The organism is Nostoc sp. LEGE 12454 (assembly GCF_056620565.1).
Genome location: NZ_JBWQXL010000048.1, coordinates 26,262 through 48,612, shown reverse-complemented (window position 1 = coordinate 48,612; position 22,351 = coordinate 26,262). Strand labels below are relative to the sequence as shown.

At 41.7% G+C, this 22,351-nt stretch carries 19 protein-coding genes and 1 other RNA gene; 6 read left to right on the top strand and 14 right to left on the bottom strand.

Annotated features, from left to right (window positions below; translation table 11 throughout):
• Positions 1–87: 87 nt before the first annotated feature.
• Positions 88–270 (bottom strand): hypothetical protein, encoded by a 183-nt coding sequence (locus AC1F2U_RS29330; RefSeq protein ID WP_099104126.1) that lies wholly within the window; start codon positions 268–270, stop codon positions 88–90.
• A gap of 128 nt (positions 271–398) precedes the next feature.
• Between AC1F2U_RS29330 and AC1F2U_RS29325 the strand changes: the two genes are divergently transcribed.
• Entirely contained in the window at positions 399–782 is a 384-nt protein-coding gene (locus AC1F2U_RS29325) for a hypothetical protein (protein ID WP_292781207.1), read from the top strand.
• Between the two features lie 141 nt (positions 783–923).
• On the opposite strand, the gene rnpB is transcribed toward AC1F2U_RS29325, so the two are convergent.
• From rnpB to groL, 4 genes are all read right to left on the bottom strand, one after another.
• An RNA gene (rnpB, locus tag AC1F2U_RS29320) (RNase P RNA component class A) lies at positions 924–1,347 on the bottom strand.
• A 51-nt stretch (positions 1,348–1,398) separates the two neighbouring features.
• Positions 1,399–2,094 (bottom strand): hypothetical protein, encoded by a 696-nt coding sequence (locus AC1F2U_RS29315; RefSeq protein WP_480264338.1) that lies wholly within the window; start codon positions 2,092–2,094, stop codon positions 1,399–1,401.
• 65 nt (positions 2,095–2,159) lie between these two features.
• The gene (corA, locus tag AC1F2U_RS29310) at positions 2,160–3,302 is read right to left on the bottom strand and encodes a magnesium/cobalt transporter CorA (protein WP_480264337.1); all 1,143 of its coding nucleotides are present in this window, start codon (positions 3,300–3,302) and stop codon (positions 2,160–2,162) included.
• Positions 3,303–3,655: 353 nt separating this feature from the next.
• Positions 3,656–5,329 (bottom strand): chaperonin GroEL, encoded by a 1,674-nt coding sequence (gene groL / locus AC1F2U_RS29305; protein ID WP_480264336.1) that lies wholly within the window; start codon positions 5,327–5,329, stop codon positions 3,656–3,658.
• Between the two features lie 157 nt (positions 5,330–5,486).
• On the opposite strand from groL, the gene AC1F2U_RS29300 reads away from it, so the two are divergent.
• A complete protein-coding gene (locus AC1F2U_RS29300; protein WP_480264335.1) occupies positions 5,487–6,569 on the top strand; it encodes an MraY family glycosyltransferase in 1,083 nt (360 codons plus the stop codon).
• A 61-nt stretch (positions 6,570–6,630) separates the two neighbouring features.
• Here the strand turns inward: AC1F2U_RS29300 and AC1F2U_RS29295 are convergent, their stop codons facing one another.
• Both AC1F2U_RS29295 and fabG read right to left on the bottom strand, forming a co-directional pair.
• Complete coding sequence (locus AC1F2U_RS29295) at positions 6,631–7,476, bottom strand: Rpn family recombination-promoting nuclease/putative transposase (protein ID WP_480264334.1); 846 nt, start codon at positions 7,474–7,476, stop codon at positions 6,631–6,633.
• Positions 7,477–7,571: 95 nt separating this feature from the next.
• Positions 7,572–8,318 (bottom strand): 3-oxoacyl-[acyl-carrier-protein] reductase, encoded by a 747-nt coding sequence (gene fabG / locus AC1F2U_RS29290; protein WP_480264333.1) that lies wholly within the window; start codon positions 8,316–8,318, stop codon positions 7,572–7,574.
• 651 nt (positions 8,319–8,969) lie between these two features.
• Between fabG and trxA the strand changes: the two genes are divergently transcribed.
• The gene (trxA, locus tag AC1F2U_RS29285) at positions 8,970–9,287 is read left to right on the top strand and encodes a thioredoxin (RefSeq protein WP_094352713.1); all 318 of its coding nucleotides are present in this window, start codon (positions 8,970–8,972) and stop codon (positions 9,285–9,287) included.
• A gap of 373 nt (positions 9,288–9,660) precedes the next feature.
• Entirely contained in the window at positions 9,661–9,825 is a 165-nt protein-coding gene (locus AC1F2U_RS29280; RefSeq protein WP_480264332.1) for a hypothetical protein, read from the top strand.
• A 495-nt stretch (positions 9,826–10,320) separates the two neighbouring features.
• On the opposite strand, the gene AC1F2U_RS29275 is transcribed toward AC1F2U_RS29280, so the two are convergent.
• The 4 genes from AC1F2U_RS29275 to AC1F2U_RS29260 form a co-directional block, all read right to left on the bottom strand.
• Complete coding sequence (locus AC1F2U_RS29275) at positions 10,321–12,240, bottom strand: iron uptake porin (protein WP_480264339.1); 1,920 nt, start codon at positions 12,238–12,240, stop codon at positions 10,321–10,323.
• A gap of 549 nt (positions 12,241–12,789) precedes the next feature.
• Entirely contained in the window at positions 12,790–13,305 is a 516-nt protein-coding gene (locus AC1F2U_RS29270) for a hypothetical protein (RefSeq protein WP_480264331.1), read from the bottom strand.
• Positions 13,306–13,552: 247 nt separating this feature from the next.
• Entirely contained in the window at positions 13,553–14,311 is a 759-nt protein-coding gene (locus tag AC1F2U_RS29265) for an isoprenyl transferase (protein WP_480264330.1), read from the bottom strand.
• A gap of 23 nt (positions 14,312–14,334) precedes the next feature.
• On the bottom strand, positions 14,335–15,267 hold the full coding sequence (locus AC1F2U_RS29260; protein WP_480264329.1) for a ferritin-like domain-containing protein: 933 nt from the start codon (positions 15,265–15,267) through the stop codon (positions 14,335–14,337).
• Between the two features lie 319 nt (positions 15,268–15,586).
• Here AC1F2U_RS29260 and AC1F2U_RS29255 point away from each other — a divergent pair, with 319 nt between their 5' ends.
• The gene (locus AC1F2U_RS29255; protein WP_480264328.1) at positions 15,587–16,228 is read left to right on the top strand and encodes a hypothetical protein; all 642 of its coding nucleotides are present in this window, start codon (positions 15,587–15,589) and stop codon (positions 16,226–16,228) included.
• Between the two features lie 82 nt (positions 16,229–16,310).
• Here AC1F2U_RS29255 and AC1F2U_RS29250 read toward each other — a convergent pair whose 3' ends face one another.
• Positions 16,311–16,979 carry an SMI1/KNR4 family protein gene (locus tag AC1F2U_RS29250; protein ID WP_480264327.1) on the bottom strand — a complete coding sequence of 223 codons (669 nt, stop codon included), beginning with the start codon at positions 16,977–16,979 and terminating at the stop codon, positions 16,311–16,313.
• A 291-nt stretch (positions 16,980–17,270) separates the two neighbouring features.
• Between AC1F2U_RS29250 and AC1F2U_RS29245 the strand changes: the two genes are divergently transcribed.
• Positions 17,271–19,646 (top strand): helix-turn-helix domain-containing protein, encoded by a 2,376-nt coding sequence (locus tag AC1F2U_RS29245; RefSeq protein ID WP_480264326.1) that lies wholly within the window; start codon positions 17,271–17,273, stop codon positions 19,644–19,646.
• Between the two features lie 70 nt (positions 19,647–19,716).
• Here the strand turns inward: AC1F2U_RS29245 and AC1F2U_RS29240 are convergent, their stop codons facing one another.
• Positions 19,717–20,325: an ankyrin repeat domain-containing protein gene (locus tag AC1F2U_RS29240; protein ID WP_480264325.1), complete on the bottom strand. Its 609-nt coding sequence runs from the start codon at positions 20,323–20,325 to the stop codon at positions 19,717–19,719.
• A gap of 9 nt (positions 20,326–20,334) precedes the next feature.
• Entirely contained in the window at positions 20,335–22,239 is a 1,905-nt protein-coding gene (locus AC1F2U_RS29235; protein WP_480264324.1) for an eCIS core domain-containing protein, read from the bottom strand.
• Between the last annotated feature and the right edge of the window lie 112 nt (positions 22,240–22,351).

Below are 22,351 nucleotides of genomic sequence, written 5' to 3'. Positions count from 1 at the left end.
GGGGGGGCCTGGGGAGCAGAGGGGGAGGAACTAGCTATATATTTTATATCTCTAAATCTCTTGGACTATTACTCTAACAACTTTTCGCTACTTCTCTCTATCTAGCTTCTCTTGGATAGCTTGACGGCAAAATTCAGGAGGATCGTCTTTAGCTTTCACTTCTTCCTTCATTTCTTTAGTGACACGCAAATGTAGATATTCAGTTAGTGGTCGCTCTCTATCCGTGGTGAATGGCTTTAAGTTATCTGGATTACCTTTATTTTTAGACATTGTATAGAAATACAAATAAATTTATTCTCCACGTGTATATCAGTGGAGAATGTTAAATCGATGGGCATTTTAGCCTGAGAAACTTGTTGCCCACCGATTCCCACTTTTACAAGAGGTAACTCTATTTTATGTTTACGCGCACAGAATTAGAAGTTAAAAGCTTGAGAGCGTTACGCGATTTATGTCTGATACAGTACGGCATCCAAGCAATAGGAAACCCTGCCGATAAGGCATCCTATATTAATGCACTCCTGACTTTTCCTGTTATAGCCTGCAAGCAAGTGTCAGAGAATAAAGGATTGAAGTCTCCTATGCTTTCTCAAGTAGAAGCGCTAGAAGCAACATTAGAAGCTATGGGAACACCGACACCAGAGCAGTCGGCATTGCTCAAGGTGACAATGGAAGGAAGGAAATTAGAGTACCCAGCACGGTACAGTCAAGAAAAACTGTTTGGACTCTATCGGGTTAAATGGCATTTGGATACAGCGTTAGAGATATTGGGAATGCTTTAGATGATCGATTAGCGATGTCTACGACGAGCTTCTCTACGAGACGCTACGCGTAGCTTGCTTCCCGAAGGGTACGCTTACGCACAAAACCCGTACAAAAAATAATAGAGTACAAACCGTGAAAGGTTCATACTCCATTAAAGGGGAGAGAGCAGGACATAAGCCGGGTTCTGTTCTCTTGCGAGGGCAGTTATCTATCTGGGACGTTTGTTACCAAACGCCTCAAGCGGCTCTCATTGAGCGGAACTGGTAAAAGACCAACCGTAGTTCCTATCGCCTTGCTCCCAACCGGGGTTTACCGAGCCAGCACCTCTCGATACTGCTGGTGCGCTCTTACCGCACCTTTGCACCCTTACCAGATCAATTAAAAATGTAAAATTAAAAATTAAAAATTGTTCATTTTACATTTTTAATTTTTAATTTTTAATTGATCTGGCGGTATCTTTCTGTGGCACTATCCTCACGATCGCTCGCACTGGACGTTATCCAGCAAGTTTGGTCTTTCGGGAGTCCGGACTTTCCTCAAACCAGTAACTATGACCGATCTGCAACCGCCTGCGCCTACTCTCTCCTTAGATCCAGTGTAATCTTTGGAAGTCCCTAGTATGTTGACAAGGCATTACTTTTTTTTATTCCAAGGCAGAGCGTAAGTCCAAGGTAGTTTCCTGACTGTGAAAGGACAATTGATAATGCTAATGGGAGGAAAATCACGACCTGGGGCTAGACCTAAACGCACTTCAGATATCCTAAGTACCAGTTGCAGGGAAAAGTCCAACTCTTTTCTTCTGTTAAGAAAGTCGTTGTACAACTTTTTTTGCCCTTTTTTTAGCCCGTTGATATCAATTAGTGGTTTTTTAGCTAAGTAGGTTCCAGCTACTTGATCGCGCTCGAAAACGTCTTCTGCTGTTACTGTTTCAGAAAGTGTTTTCTTGGGAGCAATCAGGCTAGGACTTTGGGGTACTGCTAAGTCGCGGGTTAAGTCTGGTGATTTCCGAATTACGCGGCGCGATTGCTTGCTATGTTCAACAACTAAAGAACTGTTGTCCCAGTCAACGTATATAGCAACCTGATCGGATTTATTTTCAATGCTAATTCCTAAATCTTTCAAATCGTCAATTGGGTATGAGGATTTGAGTTTAAAGGAAATTCCAATTTTATCATCGAGATTTTGTTCTTTGAGTTGCTCGTCAACGGTTCCTTTTTTAAACTCAAATTTAACTTGGTCATCGATGGATTCAATCATGCGGTTGAAAACATAAAAGACACCGATAATATAAATCGTCAAAACTACTAAATTCTGGTCGCTACTCCTCATAACTCAAAAATCTTAACTCCCGGTGCTAATGAATATATATTTGACTCATCGCTAATCTACAATTTTTAATTTTCTTTGATGACTACAGAATTTTGCAGCCAGCCTCTTCGCCAAAAAAAGAATACCAAACTAAATGCGATCGCTAACATCACTGCCCAGCAAAGTGGATAACCCCAATACGAATTCAACTCAGGCATATTATATGGTGATTTTTCAGGATTGAAATTCATACCATATATTCCGGCCACAAAAGTCAGGGGAATAAAGATTGTTGAAACTATCGTTAGCACCTTCATGATTTCATTCATTTTATTACTGACTGCCGAAAGGTACACATCCATCAATCCAGATGCTAGTTCTCGGTAAGTTTCTACCATATCCATTACTTGCACCGTATGGTCATAACAATCTCGTAGGTAGATTCGCACTTCTTCACCAATCAAATCACTGCCATCTCGAATCAAGGAATTAATTGCATCGCGCTGGGGCCAGATAGCACGACGTAGTTGCAGTAATTCTCGCCTAATTTGATAAATACTTTGGAGTGTTTGTGGGGTAGGTCTGACTATTACCTCTTCTTCTAACTCTTCGATTCGCTCACCATAAAGCTCCAGCACTGGGAAAAAGCCATCAATAATTGCATCTAACACAGCATAAGCTAAATAATCCGCTCCCTGTTTTCGGATGATACCTTTGTTTTTTTCAATTCGCGATCGCACTGCTTCAAAGCAATCATGTTCTGGTTCCTCTTGTACTGTCAGTAAATAATTTTTTCCTAATATCAAACTCACTTGCTCGCTATAAAAACCACATGATCTTTCCTTTGGTACTACCATCCGGGCAATAAAAAGCAATTGATCTTCATAATCCTCTGTTTTGGGACGCTCCGGTACATTGACTACATCTTCTAAAACTAGAGGATGTAACTTAAAAACATTACCCAATCGTTGTAATATGTCTTGACTACCTAGACCTTGTACGTCTACCCAAGAAATCGATTCGCTATCAAGATAGGGGACACACTCCTCTGGAGTTGCTATTTGTTCGCGGATGAAATTGGTTTGGTTATAGTCAATCAAAAAAATTATTGGTGGTGGTGCATCTGCATCAATAAAAATGGTTCCAGGTATAGTCCCTGGTTGGTGATAGAACTCATCATCATGTGGCTTGTTTAGTATTTTGGGAAGGCGATGTAGTTTTCGTGCCATGCAATATTACCTAATAGTGATTAGTCATTTGTCATTTGTCGTTAGTAAATAACAAAGGACATAAAAATAACTTACACGTTCTTTTACAAAAATTAATATAAAGACGGTAATTTCTAAATTAAGCAATTATTTAGGTTGCTAATTTGGTTATCAGCCAGATTTAATCTGACGAATCTCAATTACGTTAGCGTAGCGGTAGCGAGTCTGCGTTCGCTTTTAGTGTCTCGTAGAGAGTGTCATTACAAATTACGAATTGGTATAGCATATTGCCTTTGAATCAGCAATGCTACAAAAAAACAGTTTGCCTTGGCAAGACAAACTGCTAAAAAAATATTTATCTGGGTGAGCAGAAGTTAGAACATACCCATGCCGCCCATGCCACCCATGCCGCCCATGCCGCCCATACCGCCCATGCCGCCCATATCAGGGGCAGGAGCAGCGGATTTCTTCTCTGGCTTTTCAACAACGATCGCTTCGGTGGTTAAGACCAAACCAGCAATGGAACCAGCATTTTGCAAAGCTGAACGCACGACTTTGGCAGGGTCGATAATACCAGCAGCAATCAAGTCTTCAAATTCACCAGTAGCGGCGTTGTAACCAATGTTGAAGTCGCTATCTCGGACTTTCGAGACAATTACAGAACCTTCAGCACCAGCGTTGTCTGCTATTTGGCGCAAGGGGGCTTCTAGCGCTCGTTCGACAATATCAGCTCCAATTCTTTCTTCGTCATTTTGTAGGGTCTTTTTAATCGCTTCTACTGCCTTAGCTAAGTGAATTAAGGTTGTTCCACCACCAGGAACAATACCTTCTTCCACAGCAGCTTTAGTAGCGTTGAGCGCGTCTTCAATCCGCAGTTTACGGTCTTTGAGTTCGGTTTCGGTTGCCGCACCCACTTTAATCACTGCCACGCCGCCAGCGAGCTTGGCGATGCGTTCTTGCAGTTTTTCTCGATCGTAGTCAGAATCAGTTTCTTCCAACTGTCTGCGAATTTGACCAATCCGCTTTTGTACTTCTGGCTTGGTGACACTACCAGCGACAATTGTGGTGCTTTCTTTGTCAATGGTGATTTTGCGGGCAGTTCCCAGCGCTTCTAGAGCAGCGGTATCCAAGCTTAAGCCGATTTCTTCCGAAATCAACTGTCCATCGGTGAGAATCGCAATATCTTCTAACAAAGCTTTGCGGCGATCGCCAAACCCAGGCGCTTTAATCCCAGCGACGGCTAGTACACCCCGCGCTTTGTTCACAACCAAAGTTGCCAAAGCATCACCTTCGACATCTTCAGCAATAATTAGCAAAGGCTGACCAGAACGGGCAACTTTTTCTAAAATCGGCACTAAATCTTGGATGCTGCTGATTTTCTTATCTGTCACCAAGATTCGGGCGTTTTCAAATTCGACGATTTGCCGTTCGTTGTTGGTGACGAAGTAGGGAGAAATATAACCCCTGTCAATCTGCATCCCCTCGACTACTTCTAGTTCGGTGGTTAGAGATTTAGATTCTTCAACGGTAATTACACCATCTTTGGTGACTTTTTCCATTGCTTGAGCTAACATTTGACCAACTTCTTCATCGTTACCAGCAGAAACAGTGGCAACTTGAGCGATCGCACTTCCTTCTACTGGCTTGGCTATTTTGGCAATTTCTTCTACCAGTGCCTCAATAGTTTTGTCGATCCCGCGTCTCAAGCTCACAGGGTTACTACCTGCCGCGACGTTCTTCAAACCTTCTCTAATTAAGGCTTGTGCTAAAACCGTGGCGGTGGTTGTACCATCTCCAGCGACATCTTTAGTTTTTGAGGCCACTTCTTGGATGAGTCTTGCACCAGTATTTTCCAAAGGATCTTCTAATTCAATTTCCTTGGCAACAGTGATACCATCGTTGACAATTTGAGGTGCGCCAAATTTTTTCTCTAAAAGGACATTGCGACCTTTAGGCCCCAAGGTGATTTTTACAGCATCGGCAAGGGCGTTAACACCCCTTTCTAGAGCTCTCCGAGATTCCTCGTCAAATGCAATAATTTTCGCCATGTTTGATTTCTCCAGCGCTTCCATTAGACAATTTAGCACTCACAGCGCCAGAGTGCTAATCTCTCCCACCGCTCAAGTTACAAATGGAAATAAAAAAATTGATTAATATACAGGTGATGCTCATATTAGATACTGGCAGTAATGCTTGAATTGGGAGATGAATCTAGACAACTCCCTTAAGACCCTTGGTATTGCCGACCCTAGCGGCACCGGCTGGTTGGCAGTAGTATTTACGTTCCTCTTGGCTTGGCTTGTAACTTGGCGTTTAATTCCGACAGTACGCAAATTCGCCTTGCGGGTAGGTTGGGCTGACCAACCTAACGCACGGCGACTCAACCGAGAACCTTTACCCAATGCAGGGGGGCTGGCTATCTACGCGGGCGTGATTGCCGCGCTGGTATTAGCTAGCCTTTTACGACCGATCGAACTCCAAACCGTATTGGCTCAGGTGCTCACTATTCTGTTGGGGGGTTCGATATTAGTCCTTGTGGGCTTTATTGACGATCAGTTCGGCTTACCGCCCTCTGTGCGATTGTGGGCGCAAATTGTCACGGCACTTTTGCTGGTAGCTAATGGCATCAGTGTCAAAGTCCTGTTTGGCACTCCCATCGATTCGCTTCTGTCCATGTTGCTAACAGTACTATGGGTAGTAGGGATTACCAATGCCATCAACTTGATGGATGGTATGGATGGCTTGGCAGGAGGAATTAGCTTTATTACCGCCATGAGTTTGTTGGGCGTTGCAGCTCAATTTAACAATCGTGCCGCGGCAATCTTAGTACTTGCAGCTTTGGGAGGTGCTGCACTAGGATTTTTGCGCCATAATTTCCATCCGTCACGAATTATTATGGGTGATGCCGGAGCATACTTTTTCGGCTATGTGTTAGCAGCAACTAGTATTTTAGGGAAACTGCAACAAAACACAATTTATGCACTAATTCCTACGGTTTTATTTCTATTATTGCCAGTGCTAGATACCACTCAAGTATTTGTGCGGCGGCTACTAGCAGGAAATAACCCTCTCAGTACTCCTGGCAAAGACCACCTGCACCACCGCTTACTTGCTTGGGGACTCTCCCAGCGCAATGCTGCGTTTACGCTTTGGTCAATTACCTTAGTTTTCAACTTGTTGGCGATGAGAATACAAGGTATGAGTTTGGCTGTGATGCTGACAACCGCCACTAGCATTATCCTGCTTTTGGGCTTTACAGTCTGGCAAAGGATACGCCAACAGCCTTAGTTACTGGTAGGGTGAGCATTGCAGTGCTAGCCCTACTATGTTTATTCTGTCCACAAAAAATTCAAGCTTGAGTTAAATTGTCTTGCAACCAAGCAACTAAATCTCCTTCTATGGAAAAATCCAACAGTGCCTCGGCTAGATTTTCAAGCTGTTCGATAGATAACTGGCTGATGCGCTCTGACAATTGCGGACTCAAATTACCAATGCGTCGTCGTAGCTGACGCATGACTACCTCTAGAGTTGTTTCCTGCTTGAGTTCCTCATAAAGTCTAGTCGTTTTGATATCAAAATCACCGAGTCCAAACATTTTTATCAACTCCTGACGACTGATACGCGGTAGTTTGTAAACTACAATTGTTTCTATTAAATCTAGCACTTTTTCTTGAAGTGCTTTATCGCTCACTTCCGAACGTGTCTTTGTAATCAAACTTTTGACTAAGATGGGAGTTTGTTTTTTATTTACAACTACTAATTTGATGATACCAACTCCCAACGAATTTTCAGTTACTTCTCCAAGCTCATTTAGATATAGCCTCGTTACCAGTTGGCTTTCGAGTAAGACTCGATACGGTTGTACTTGGGTTGGTTCAAGGCTGCGGCGAGGGAATATAACTACTGCTCGCCAATCTGAAGTAGGTGCGTAAAGTCGTAAATACAGAAATATTTCTGAAAATAAACGAGCGTAAAATTCGTTATCTTTTTGAAACTGAACCTCCACAAAATAAATCGGCTGACGACTAGTGTCAGCAACAGGAAGAAAGACTCCATCAATGCGAAATGCTGTTTGCTTTAATTCTACTGAAGCGAAATTATATGCATTTGCTTCTGATGGTTGCAGATTAATTAATTCAAAAAAAGCACTAGGAAAAGTTTGAAATAAACGATAAAAAATGGAGTCTGTTTTCATAACTAGTCTGTCAAATTTTATTTAATAAGTTCGTAGTTGGCGCTAAAGCTCCAACTACGAAAAATCGCTACCCCTCAATTATTTAGCTCAACTATTTAGGCCATTACCATACCGCCATCGACATTAAAAACCTGTCCAGTGACGTAGGCGGCGGCGGGATCGGCGGCGAGGAAGCGCACCATTCCAGCGATTTCTTCAGGTTGACCGAAGCGACCGAGTGGAATGTATTTGAGAATATCTTCAGGGTTGTTGAGATCGCTGGTCATGTCGGTGGTGATGAATCCAGGGGCGACGGCGTTAACGGTGATGCCGCGAGTAGCTAGTTCTTTGGCAACGCTTTTGGTGAAGCCGATTACACCCGCTTTGGCAGCGCTGTAGTTTGATTGTCCTGGGTTGCCCATTAGCCCAGCAACGGAGGTAATGTTGATAATCCGCCCCGATCGCTGCTTCAGCATAATTTTACTGATTGCACGTGTACATAAGAAAACACCAGTTAAATTCAGGTCTATCACAGCTTGCCAATCCTCTGTCTTCAAACGCAAAAGCAGATTGTCGCGGGTAATACCTGCATTGTTCACTAAGATATCCACACGGCTAAACTTTTCCATGACAGTCTTAACTAGTGCGTCTACTTGCTCAATTTTAGAAACGTCTGCTTGAATGGCGATCGCTTGACCTCCCGCACTTGTAATTTCTGTAACAACTGCCTCAGCCGCAGCACTAGAATTGGCATAATTAACAATTGCGATCGCTCCTTGTGAGGCTAATTCAATTGCGATCGCTCGGCCAATTCCTCGTGAAGCACCTGTGACAATTGCGACTTTATCTTGTAATAGCGTCATTTAATGTTCCTCAATCTTAGAAATACCGCGCTAATTATCTTATGGTGATTTCGGGAACATCTGAATATTGTCTGAATAAAATCTAACTCTTGCGGGGTGACAATCTTGCTGTCATGCTGCAAGTTAGATAGCTAATAGATAAAGTTATACGTGGTATTTAGCTAGATATAGCTATCCTGAATCAAATGCGCAAAAACAAGATCCCGACTTGATAAAGTTGTCGGGGACGCGGGTTGCAATTCTCACAAATCAAATAGAATTACTATATAACTCGAATAACAAGAATTAACCTTTTACTATAATTAAATATCTATAGTTATTTCTCTGCTAATGGATCAATAACTTAAAGCAATATATTCACCTGGGTGGATAGACTAGAAAGTTTTGCAGCTACAACCTTCGTAGATATCACTCTCCTGAACGTCTTGATAATTATTTACTTGCTCAGGATAGGTTTAAATACATATCTAATGCAGATGCACAACCTCAAAAAAATACGTATTTTATTATAATTATTTAATATTTTCGGCTGCAAAATCATTCTATATTAACTAATCTAATCTTTTACCAACAAAAACCCATGAACCTATACCGATTTTATTTTCTAAGAACTACTATTGAAACAAACAATTGAAAATCGGTGTGTGTCACATGGCAACTAAAAAGCAATTCAACAGCTTTGAAGAGATGCTGTCTGCTTCTGATGTACCTGTATTAGTAGATTTTTATGCTGACTGGTGTGGCCCCTGTCAAATGATGGTGCCAATTTTAGAGCAAGTCAATGCCCAACTTAAGGATCGCTTAAGGATTGTCAAAATCGACACAGAAAAATACACAGATTTGGCTACTGAGTATAAAATTGCCTCTCTACCAACCTTAGTACTGTTTAAGCAGGGTAAGCCTGTGGATAGGATCGAGGGAGTGATGCAAGCACCGCAGTTAGTTCAATATCTACAAACAAAGGTTTAAGCTAATACTTAGAATTTTGATTTTAGTTCTTAGAGGCGCGAAATATCGCGTCTCTTTCAATAGATAGATAATAATCTGCGCCCATATTAATCAAATCACTGTTTTATTCAACTTTTAGAAGCTATAGGACTCCTATTTGATTGGGTGAAAAACTCCTTACAACTCGAAAAGCCTGATTCCCTATTACCTGCTTATGGCGCTTGCACTGTACTTTAAGTAGCACGCAACTAAGTTTAAAAATCAAATCGGATTGCGAGCAAACCTTAAGTAAATGTTAAGCATATTTACTTATATGTCTAGAGAAAGTAGTTTAGAAGTTGAGATGTATATATTGTATAGATATAACAAAATATCTTGACAAGTAAAGCAATATATGAATTATAAGCAGCAAAAACCTGATAAAGCCTATATTTGGGTGAATATTGACTTTGATAAAGTTAAACATAGAATAGATGCGGTGACTTGCCAGATTGAGCGGGTTATACAAAAGCACCAAATTTCAAATCAAACTGCTAACTCAGGTAGAAGAAACAATTAGGTTATCAGTGCGGCGATATCTACGATGAGCTAGACCTACACAGTTTATTTTTAATCTAGCCCGCACTTGGGCCATTCGGTAAGCTCAGTCACCACCATAGACATCGTACTAGTTTTTCATAACAGATTTTGGGCAATGCGACTATATTTCTGTCAAAAACCAAACAATATTATTCAATAAACATCCACGGAATTTCTACGTATTTATTAATCATTATTTTATCCTCGACACTCCTTTTAAAGATGTGACTAATGGATAACCAAAGCATCAGGGAGGGGAGCATTTGCTTTACTCAAATGTGGAATGGGGTTCTTTATTGTTGATTTATGCAAGAGACTTCATGAGCTGCGCTCACAAGGAACAATGAAAATAATCTGGGAATGATTTTGCGTTGTTTCAGCGTCTATTTTTAAGGCAGGTCTACTGTGAACTTTGTTATCCAATCTCAAAATCCCCCAATAAATTGGGGGATTTTGACTGCTTACTCCCAATCTTTTAAAACGTAAAAGTAGTCCGAAGTACACCTACAGTCGTAGTCTCATTGTTGCTGTTACCTTCTGGGTTAAAGAGAACAAACGCACCAGGGGTAATGCTAATATTATCGCTAACTTGAAGGCGGTAATAGGCTTCTAAATGGTAAGGAGTCGCCCGATTGTCGCCTGTGGGCGAAAGTTGAGCAGAACCACCAGTATCACTACGGAAAAGCGGCTGACCAAAAAGAATTCCAGCAGTGTTTCCTGACTTGAATAAATCTCTGAAGTGAATTCCCGCCATCCAACTTGTAAAGGTGGTGGAAGCATCCACGCTATTGGAAGCAGCATCAACAAATATTGCTGCACCGTAGCCAGATAAGGCTATCTTGGGAGACAATCGCCATGTTACCGTACCGCCAACAGAGTTGAGTGTGAGCGGTGTTCCAGTTGCAACCCCTGCTAAAGCACCGATATCACTACTAACTAATCCTGTAGCCAAAATATTGATTTCGTGATAACTGTGGGCATAGTTTAAACCAATATCCAGAGCGGGAATTGGCTTGAAGGTTAACTGTGTGGCAATAATACTACTACCACTAAATAAACCTGCTCCCAAAGGTGTAGTAGAAACTCCTGGAACTGCCTCATTAGCAGATTTTTCGGGTAAATTGGCATTTACGCTGCCGTATAAAGCTCTTAAATCCAAATTTGGCGAAATATTAAAAATAAATCCCGCCGCCGATGCTAAACCAGTACCCGAAGTTCCACCAGAAACCCGTAGCACAGGATTCAAGCCGGCGAAACGAGATATTGACTCTTGTCCTTCACCATAAAAAGGCGTAATTACTGGGAAAGCATCTGATGTCTCTGCCGCAGTTCCCGCAAACAAGGTTAATTTATTAGCGACAGGAAAGACATACAGCAATTTGTAAAGCTGAACGCTGTTTGCGCCAACACCCGACAAAGTATTGACATTTAACCCCGGAAATTGCGGCTCAAAACTGGTACGAGCGCTACTAGAACTTAAAAGCGGTGAAGCTAATCCTAAACCTTGTTGTAAGCTACCCTCTCCAGTGGCTCCACCTAAAAAGTTATAGGCTTGCAATCCAGTAATTAATGAATCTTTACCAGTAAAGCTAGTGGTGAGATTTAACCGCACTCTATTGACTAAGATGATGTTCGGGTCGCTGTCATTAGGAGCGCCACCGCTAGCACCAACACCAGCAATAATTACCTCTCCATTAAGTTTAGTAGTCGTAGAAAACTGATTTGCTTCTAGTTCTGCTGTGCGAGCTTCTACAGCATCTACTCGACCTCGCAATGTTGCCAATTCCGACGCAAATTGTTCTTGTAGTTTCTGCAATGCGGCTAAATCTTCTTTCTTGACTAAATCACCAGTTGCAGTCGCAATCAGTTCGTTGATTCGCTCTAAACAAGCATTTAAGCCAGCAGCAAATTCATAACGAGTCATCGCCCGATTACCGCGATAGGTTTGATTGGGATAACCTGCGATACAACCATAGCGCTCGACTAAAGATTGGAGTGCCTGAAAAGCCCAATCAGTCGGCTGTACATCAGACAATTGGGATACGGATGTTACTTGTGCAAGTTTGTATGAGGATGGAGATGAACTTGCAGGTTGTGGTGTGATTGGCTGCCACAAGTTCACAGCAGAATCTACTTCTAATTCTTGATTTTTTTGCTGTTGATTGATTGAGGGTAAATTTTTTTGAGTTTCATTAGCTATCAGCAATTTATTGGAGATATTATTTGCTAAATTGCTTTGATGAGAATAATTATTTTCATAGCTACCGTCATCTTGATTAACAGCTACGTTTTTATCTGCAATTTCTAAACTAGGAAGGGCTTGCACAGGTGATAACCCAGCAATTAAACATAAAAATCCCATCCCACTAGCAGAAGCTAGTAGATATTTTGCCATCATGACTCCCAACACCTATAAAATAGTGGAAAAATTGATTGCGATTTTAAAATGGATTGATAAGTAAATTTAAAGTAAATTTAGCAAGATAATCTTGTTAAATTTAAATTTTTGATATCAGGATTTTTTCTGAATTAACTTATCAAAACATCAGTTTATATCGCAAGTATTAAATTCTAGTAAATACTATTTTTGGAAAGAATTAACAATTTATCATATTGATAGTTTTTATAATTACGATAGCAATCATAAATGGTTTTTGAACAATGCATTACGTAAAATGCTTGATTCATAAGCCTTCCAAATTTTCTCTGTTCAAATATAAAAGTGGATTGCTATATTGAAAAAATAATAATTTACATAAGTCTGATTTTGTGATAAGGAATATAGGTATTGAGCCGAGGATTTCGGCTCAATACCTAATAAAGAATAATTTACTCAAAAAAATTAAGAGACTGCGATCGCTGCTCAATTTGGGTGTAAGCTAAGAGCGGGAATAAAACAGCATATTGTAGTCCACAATTTCTCTAATTGAGATACTTCAAGAATTCAATCCCACCAATAAGAAACAACCACCGCATCAGAATACCGATGAACATCTTCACCTGATAGGGCCCCTTCCAATCTAGTTCTCAGTCGGCGCTTTAGGCGCAAACCATAATCTTCATTCGTGCCATCACTTACCTCTACTGAATCAGCCCGCCATTTTTTGCCCAAGTCTAAAAGCTCAGACACTTTTGTATCTTGGTTCTCTGTCAGAATGTACAGTGTATCGGCAGGATAGGCAATGAAATGAATAATGCTGGTTTCAGGCATGGGGCGATAGTTCGCCATTGCAAGTAGGGTATCGACCATACCACCAAAGCTTAAACCGTTTTCATCTGGTGCAAAGATTGGTTTTGTGAACAGAAAGCTTGACCATAAATTTCTGTGGTTGGAAAGGTCAATAATTACCTCTTCGCCATTAAACTCATTAAAATGACGCTGCCAAACCAAGCTAGCGAAGAGTTCTTGGGGAGAATAGGATTCCGCAATCGATTGGATTTTGCCCAAATAAAGCATCATATTGACGGTAAGTAATATTTTTAACAAAACATTTGTAACTACCCTTGCAGTTTATTTACCCAGTGCCTGCTATTCTTATAGTTACTTCGGTCTGTCATAGCAGATAGATTATCCTCGATAATGTTTTATTCGTGAGCGCTCATATACCATCGTGGTAATATGGGTGCTTTTACTTTATCAAGAAAGGCAGAAGGAATATTGCCCTCTGCCTCCTGCCTTCTTCACGCGATGTCTGGTGTTTGGTACACTAAGCTGATAATGAAGCTTTAACTTGACCAAAACGGCGATCGCGATTTTGGTAGCTCAACAAAGCCTGATGAAATGCTTCTCGATTAAAATCTGGCCAAAAAATATCGGTGAAATACATCTCTGTATACGCCATTTGCCACAAGAGAAAATTACTCAATCGCATCTCACCACTGGTACGAATCAGTAAATCTGGTTTTGGAGTATCTGCTGTGTAGAGATGTTGTTCTACAAGACTTTCATTCACTTCTTGGGCGCTGAGTTTGCCCTGTTCCACCAGTTGAGCTACTTGACGACAAACTCTGGTAATTTCGTTGCGGCTACCATAGTTGACTGCAACAGTAAAGTGGATTGCTTGATTGTTCAATGTCTCTGTCATTGAACGTTCCATTTCCGTCTGTAGAGACTTGGGTAAAGCCGATAAATCTCCAATAAACGAGATGCGTACTCCTTCTTGATGCATCTGAGCTAACTCGCGGTGTAATAATCGCTCAAACAAATGCATCAGAAAATTCACTTCTTCAACGGGACGCTGCCAATTTTCTGTTGAGAAAGCGTATGCTGTCAACGCTTTGACTCCCCAATCTTTGCAGCAACGCAATAGTTCTTTGAGTGTCCTTGCTCCTTGGCGATGTCCAGCAATACGCGGTAATCCTCGACTGGTTGCCCATCGGCCGTTACCATCCATGATGACGGCAATATGTTGGGGAATTTTTTGGGGGTTTAAATCGATGGGTAATTTTGATTTATCATTTATCATTTGTCATTTGTCCTTTGTTTTGACTAATTAGTTTCAAATAAATTTTGTAAGTACTCTGGTGTGAGGGTGCTGTTCCAACTCCACAAACGATGCATTGTGTAGGTGAAGGTGAAGAGAAGAGTTGTTTTATTGGTTAATGACCAAGCATTCCAGTTAAGGGTACCCATCATGCGGCGGAGAGTACGCATGAGGTTGTTACGCTGATAGTTTTGCGATCGCGTTTTGATTAGCGTGCGTCCAATTCGCATCAACCCAGTATCAGGGAAAGCCCAGACTCCAAACCCCCAGAATTTGGTCATGTGGTTGATTTCATCCTGTGCTAATTCCTCTAAAACATCTTGGAGTGCGCCAGTGGTGTGAGCCATCAACCAAATATAAAGACAGGTAGCACCGTATTCTGTGGCAATGCGGTGTAAGCCGTGGCGATATAAGTCTTCGTTGGCGTCATCTGTGGGGAGATAGCTTCTAACAGCCCGAAGTTTTGGGGTAATTTTCTCGCCTGTTAATTGGGTGTAGATTTTGATTAATGCTGGTGTGTGCTGACGTTCTTCCTTTTCCCACAAACCAAGTTCCAGCAGTTCGCCATCTTTACCGACTGTTCCACCAACAAACCGAGCCATCTGAGGGTGCAATTCCAAATACTGCCGACTGGTTTGGGTATAACCGCGAATGGGAGCTTCTGTATCCATCGCACCGATCAATATAGATAAAAATACCTCTGCGTCTAAGCCGATAATTTGATTGCGGTTAATCGTCTGCCAGTCAATCGGTTTCCAGGGACGCGGTTGAGGATTGGCAAACTGTATCGGTAAATCTTGCAGACGCTCATGTAGTTTTTCGACTGCAATATATCTGTCTATGAGTGAACGAATGCGGCGCTGTGTTTGCAAGTAATGAGGACTGGGATAGCTTTGACCTGCTAAGTCTTCTGCGAGTGGATCGAGGGTATTAAGCATATTTTTATACTTAAATTTTTATCTCTATGCCCAATAGCCTAAGCGATCGTACTTCGTTTTGTCAGTCGGCTGAAGTCGGCAGTTTTATATGATTCAGTTGGAAGAGTCGGGGAAAAAGTTGGATAAAATTCAATCCGGTTCAGTTAAGGCTTAACTCTTTATCAAAGTCAATTTTTAACGAACCGCTAAGAACGCAAAGAACGCAAAGGAAGAAATACTTAACTGTATTGTATTCGGATAAAATTGTCATATTCTAACAATGCAATGCCTGACAACCCCTAACAATAAATCGATTTAAATTCATGAGGATAATAAGGTAATGTCGATTTTGACTGAGGCGCTTGAAAGAATAAGTAGCGGTGTTCATTTTACTAAACAGGGCATGAGTCTTGAAGAGGTTGAAAGAAGACTGAGTTTTTTCCCATTCCGGCTGTCTGATGAAGCTTACGAGTTTTATCAATGGGCTGGTGCGCCCACTGGAGATCGACAGCCTGACGGTTGGGATGGTTCTTATAACAATAACTCAACTTATTATTGCTTCTTGGAGCAGCTGTTAGAAGGCGCAGACGATTTAATTCATTTTCTATCCTTAGAGGAAGCTGAGAAACTTTATTCTCCAAGGGATGCGGATATATATGATCCAAAGTGCTTGCCATTTGTTTCCTATGAGAATGGCAAGCTAGTCATTGTTGGTTCGCAAATTCAGATTGAGACTTCTCCAGTGCTACAACGAGAAGATATTAAAGATAAGTTATGGTTTCCAAGTTTGACGAACATGATGTTAGCGATCGCAGAGGCTTTAGAGACAGTAGGGACAATTCTGCCAGAGTTGTCCAGGAACTATGATGATGAAGATTATGGTACTGATGATTATGATGATAAAATTCGTAAAACCTGTAAATTAGTAGGAGAAATCGCTCAAAAGTATGGTTCCCCAAGGGGAATAATTCTTACTAATTAAGCATTTGATACTAAGCAATAATGGCTGCTTAATCTTCTGGTAGTTCCCTAAATTGCTGAGGATTAAATTTATCTCAAAGGCTTTATGCATTCGGTGATGAGATATCGCCATTAATGTAACGCTGATATATTTCCTCGCATATTCTTGAAACTGCTGCTCCTTTTCGGGTAATTGAATTTGCGAGATAATCTCTTGCCATATATTTGACATCAAGCAAACAGCTCATTTCTTCATTTATAATATCCCAAGCTTTTTCCTTCTCCACAAAGTAAGCTGCTTCATACCAATCTGCTCCATGCAAAATTAGGTTAGTCAAATTGTCGTAACGCAGTGAATAGTCATTACATTCTGAGTCGTATATGCGTATGATGCTATTTCTCTGTGGATTAGGCACAACTGTATACAAAACACCGCCGTTACACCAAAGCTGGAAAATAGGGAAACTATGTTCAAACCAGTATGCTTGTTCACGCTCATGATAGCGAATTTCACCCATTTGTTCGTGGTAAGCACTTACAGCTGCATTCAAAGACATGAATTCATAATTTTCAAATAGAAAGTCATATCCTGATGAACCATTACGCAATTGATACAGTTCATAAACCTCTTCAGGTAATTTGAATGGCAGAAATCTAGTACTTTGTTCAATATATTCACGCGAAAGTCCTGGAGCTAGACAAGAAATTCGCTCAGGTCTATTTTTTGTAAACCATGTATGAATTCGTTTCAGTCCTTCAGTTAGTTCTGACATTTTATGCTCAAATTTTCCCAAACTAAAGAATCTAGTCTATATACAGAACAATTTTGTAGGTTTTTTAATACCAATTGTGCAACTTCTTTCCTATTTTGGCAGGATGAGGCTTAGAAGGGTTTAGTCCATCTTGCATAGGTTTATATCAGTTTAGCTGGAGGTTTCCAGCCAAGGTCGGAAAAGTCGGGAAAAAAGTCGGATTTACAGAATCTTATCCGAAAACTCCAGCAACATAACTGTAAAGTAATTTATAGTTGTCCTTAAAATCTGAACTACCCTTGTCGTTACCCAATGGACGCTGAAGCAGCATTAGCATGGTTAGACGCCATAATTCCTCCTCAGACTGGGGAACGGTTGAGCGATTTGCAAAAAGTGATTCTTGTGCAAGTTTGGTTGGGTAGAAAATACTTAGATATCGCTCATTCTTACGGTTGTACGGAAGGACACGCCAAGGATGCTGGTTCTCAGTTATGGAAGTTACTTTCTAAAGTATTACGAGAAAAGATTACCAAAAGTAATTGTCGCGCTACTTTAGAGCGAGTTCTGAGAAAAACTACTGCGATATCATCCAGTCTGATTGATTACTCGCGATCGCCCCAACCCACCCCAAAACTAGAGGATACCAATTTTATTGGACGAACAGAAGCGATCGCTCACCTGAATACTTTGGTAAATCAAGGTTCAAAAGTCATTGTCATCCAAGGTGAGGGCGGTTTAGGCAAAACTACTCTAGCGCAGCAATATCTCCAAACTCAGGGGTTTGATTTGGTTTTAGAACTGCTGATGGCGAAGGAAACGCAAAATATCACCCCCGCCGAACGAGTTGTAGAAGAATGGCTCAAACAAGATTTCGATCGAGAACCTGGGGTAGAATTTGGCGTAACTTTGGGACGACTCAAGCGCGAACTCCACAATCGGCGGATTGGGGTGTTAATTGACAATCTAGAACCTGCATTAGATCGACAAGGTGGCTTGATTGCTTCTCACCGCAACTATGTAGAACTATTGCGGGTTTTGGCTGATGCCAGGGTGCAATCTGTTACCTTGATTACTAGTCGCGATCGCCTTTGTGAACCTGGGTTAAATGTGAATCACTATCGGCTTCCTGGCTTAGATGAAAGCTCATGGCAACAGTTTTTTAGCAACCGGGGATTAGCCATCGACTCGCCAACTTTGCAAATCATGCATCGCACTTATGGCGGTAATGCGAAAGCGATGGGAATTCTCTGCGGTTCGATTCAAGAAGATTTTGACGGTGATATGGTTCTTTATTGGCAAGAAAATCATGCCGATCCGTTAGCAGCAACCGACTTAAAAAATTTAGCAGTTAGTCAAATTAATCGTCTGCAAGCCCTCGATCCCCAAGCTTATCGCTTACTTTGCCGTTTGGGATGTTATCGTTACCAAGATATACCCACTATCTCATCACAAGGGTTGTTTTCTTTACTGTGGGATGTCCCAGCCGATCAACATCGTCAAATTATTGTCTCTTTGAGAAATCGGTCTTTAGTAGAGTGCGAAAAAGGTGAATATTGGTTGCATCCGGTGATTCGCAAAGAAGCGATCGCACGTTTACGCCTCACCGATGAATGGCAAATTACCAACCACAAAGCCGCAGAATTTTGGACAGCTAGTGTTAAACAAATTGAAACCTTTAAAGATGCTTTGCAAGCACTGGAAGCATATTATCACTACGTAGAAATTCAGAATTTTCAGTTGGCTGGGAAAGTTATTCTCCAAAGTCGAAATAATCAATGGCAGCAGTTTTTACCTCTTGGTAGTACGTTGTATCGGATGGGTTTAATTCAACCAATACTTGCAGCAATTAATCAAGTTGTGAATAATCTGGAAAATGACCAAAATCTCAGTGAACTTTATAATATATTGGGTGATTTATATTGGATAACGGGTAAAATTAGTCAAGCGATCGCTTGTCAAGAAAATACTATTACACTCGCAACTCAAGCACTCAAATCACTTGTACCTCAGCCAGAAAATAAACATACAGTTTACTATTTGAGAATGCTAGAGGTAGATTCTTTATTAAGTATTGGTCTTTACAAAATAGATTTGTGGGAACTAGAGGCAGCCGCAAAGTTATTTCAACAAGTAATTTATTTGGCTCAAAATACCGAGCATCATCGCTGGGCAGAAAAAGCTTCAGTCTGTTTAGCTTTGGTGTATTCTTATTTAGGTTTGCACGATGCCTCATTTGCATTAGCAGATGTAGCTTATCAAAATATTACGAACGAAAAACTAGTAGAACAAACTGGAAGATTTGTCTATTTCATGCAAATTTTGGGTCAAACCTACGTCAATTTAGGAAAATTTTCTCAGGCAAATCAAATATTCCACCAAGCTTTGACTTTTGCTGAAGAAAGTCACTATATGCAGGTAAAAGCAAAAACACTCAATGGTTTAGCAGAAATCTATCGACAACAAACAGATTTTGCATTAGCTCTTGTTAAGCATACACAAGCAATCGAACTTTTGGATAAAATAGGTGCAAAGTGTGACCTAGCTGAAGCTTATTTTCAATTGGGTTTAACTAATCAAAAGATGTCGAAGCCTGATGAACGTCAAATAAATTTTGAGCGAGCGGTTCAGCTATTTACTGAAATCAAAGCACCAAAACAAGTTGAAAAAATTAATTTTAAACTGCATTGATATTGATAAAAATTCTTACAGGTATTGTTACTAGTTGATAAATTTGGTTGCGATCGCACGACAACATCTGTCAGCGCATTAGCAGTGCCTCTGCTGTAACCCACACAGCATCGTCTTTTGCTTCGTTCCGTGGCGGCAACCGTCGATATGCAGTAAACTTATCAGCATCAAAAACTTCTGGATCTGCTCCTGCTTGTAAGAGAAGTTCAATCATTTTTAAATCAAGTCGTTTTGCGGCTTGCCCAAGTGCTGTCATTCCACCGCTACCGCCAGCATCATCGATTGTTTTGGTCGCTCCACAACGAAGTAACATTGCTGCTGTGTCGTAGTCTCCTTGTTCAACGCACCAGCGTAATGGTGAGTCACCCTCGCTACCAACAACGTTTGGATCTGCACCAGCAGCCAGCAACAAGCGAACAGCTTCTATTTGCTCACGGAAAAGTGCCATCAGCAGTGGTGTAGAATCATGGTCAGCATCCCATGTATCAACGGATGCATGATGGCGAAGTAACAAAACTAAGGATTCGATCTCACCACCATCTTCAAGTTGCTCAATTGCTTCATGTAGCGGTGTCCATCGTGGAAATTCTGGGCGAAGACTGTTTGGATCGGCTCCGTGTGCCAGTAATTCTGCGATGTAGTCTAGATTCTGATTTTCGATCGCTTGAAACAGATCCATTAACATAATTCAAAGATTTGCCATTGGATGACCGGGTGCACAGTTGACCTTTTCAAGATCCAAGCAATGTTGAAGTCCACTTTTAAGTTGTTCGATAACATCCTTATGAGCTTGATCGGGTTGACCACCAAAACACTTATCCTGGATATTTTCTCTGAGACGCATACATTCCTGCACTGCCTGAATGCGTTGACGAATCTCTGAGCAAGGTCGCCGCGCTAGCTTCTTTGGACTTACTTTGCTGGGGCTACAGCTTTCACCCCCAATCCTATCGCAAAAAGCGTGCATCTCTTGTTGCAATGTATCAAGCACCGAATCCTCGCACGTCTGGTTTGGATAACGTCGAGGTATTGGCACTGGCACTGGCAGAGGTTGTGGAACTTGTTTAGCTTCCGGTTCTGGAGTTGCTGGGGTATCGGTATCAGAAGAAATAGCAATCCCAACGCCAATAATGACTACAGCAGCAACAGCAATACCTAATCCGATAGCCCAACCAGGAGGGCCTGTTGCTACTTCGACGGGTGCAGCTTCGGCATCTGCCACCAGTAACCCAGTTCCCAAGGCAATGAGTTCTTCACCTCCTGCAAAGCGATTAATCTTCCCCTCTGGAGAACGTTGGCTGACTGCAACTGTGCCAGAAGTTACTGCTTTGGCAACTTGGTCTGCTTCGATTTCTGTAGCATTCTGCTGTGAACTAATTGTCAGAGATTTGGTAGCAATACCGATCGGCGCACGCTGTATGCTGGCAGTCGAATTTGACTGCAAAGACGACCCAGACGCTGTTTGGACTCGATTTGATGCCACTGTCTGCGCTGTTTGCATAGCAGATGGGGTAAACGCTGCTAGAACCCGTTGCTTCAAGGTTTCGTCATCGCTGCGGGCTGCTGCCCGTAGTTGCTGTAAACCATTAGACAAAGTGTCCAAATGCTGCTGACCTTCTTTTTGCAAAGGCGGATTGTCGGTATCGGTACTTGCCTCTATTTGTTTGTCCAAATGAGTATGCAGTTGTTCTAAACGGGCAATCAAATCTAGAAGTTTTGCGGTGCTGTTGGAGGACTGTGATGGATCGCTATTGGAAGAAGTATCGGGTAAGATTTCCTGATTTTCTTTTCTCCTAACTCGATCTTCTTCCTCACAGGTACTGCATTTTCTTTCTAAAGCTCCTGTTTGCTGCACTACATGAGTCAATTCATGGGCAGTCAATTCATTATTACCTGGCGACTTTCCGGCTCCAAAGTAAACATTGCTACCATGTGTAAAGGCTTGTGCGCCCAACTCCTGGTTCATCTGCACTGCTTCAGCACCAGTATGCACCCGCACCTGACTAAAATCATAACCAAATCGGGGTTCCATAAAGGAGCGCACGTCACTTGGTAAAGTACTACCGCCACTTTTACTACTATTCAACCGACTTTCAATATTATCCCCAGCTTGCAAGCTGCCATCGGTATAACGTTGCAGCGATCGCTTGGTTTGCAGTTTTTCTTGTTCTTGCTCACAGGCTGCACATTTTCGCTGCAAGGAATCTTGTATAGGCTGTACCCCAGGAGCCTTAAGCTTCTCTGGTACAACCATTCGCATCACCTGATTAGCCACCCGATCTGCTTCTTGCTCATAGCGATCGTGCGGTTCTCCAACTGTGAGTTTTGTCTGAAGACGACGCAAGGATATGCGACTAATGTCGTGAGTCTGGGGCTTTTCTTTGATGACTTCTGGTTCCAATAATTGCTCTTGGGCAGACTGGACTTTTTGAAGGTCTGGTGCTACCTCAGTTACTATTTGGGACGGCACAGTATTGATTTGTGAACCAAAGCCGCGTATTGGATTCGCCAGTGTGGGAATACTTGGGGAGGCAAGCGACGGATTCGTAAAAGTTGATGCGGCTGATTTCTTGTGCCCAATTCGCTCGTTCATCTCACCTTCACCTCAGGCAGATTCTTGGCACTAATTATAGAGTTTGTTGAGTGGCGATCGCTATCGACTTAAGTAGAAATTATTCTATGACAGCAGTGACTCTGTGTGAGCG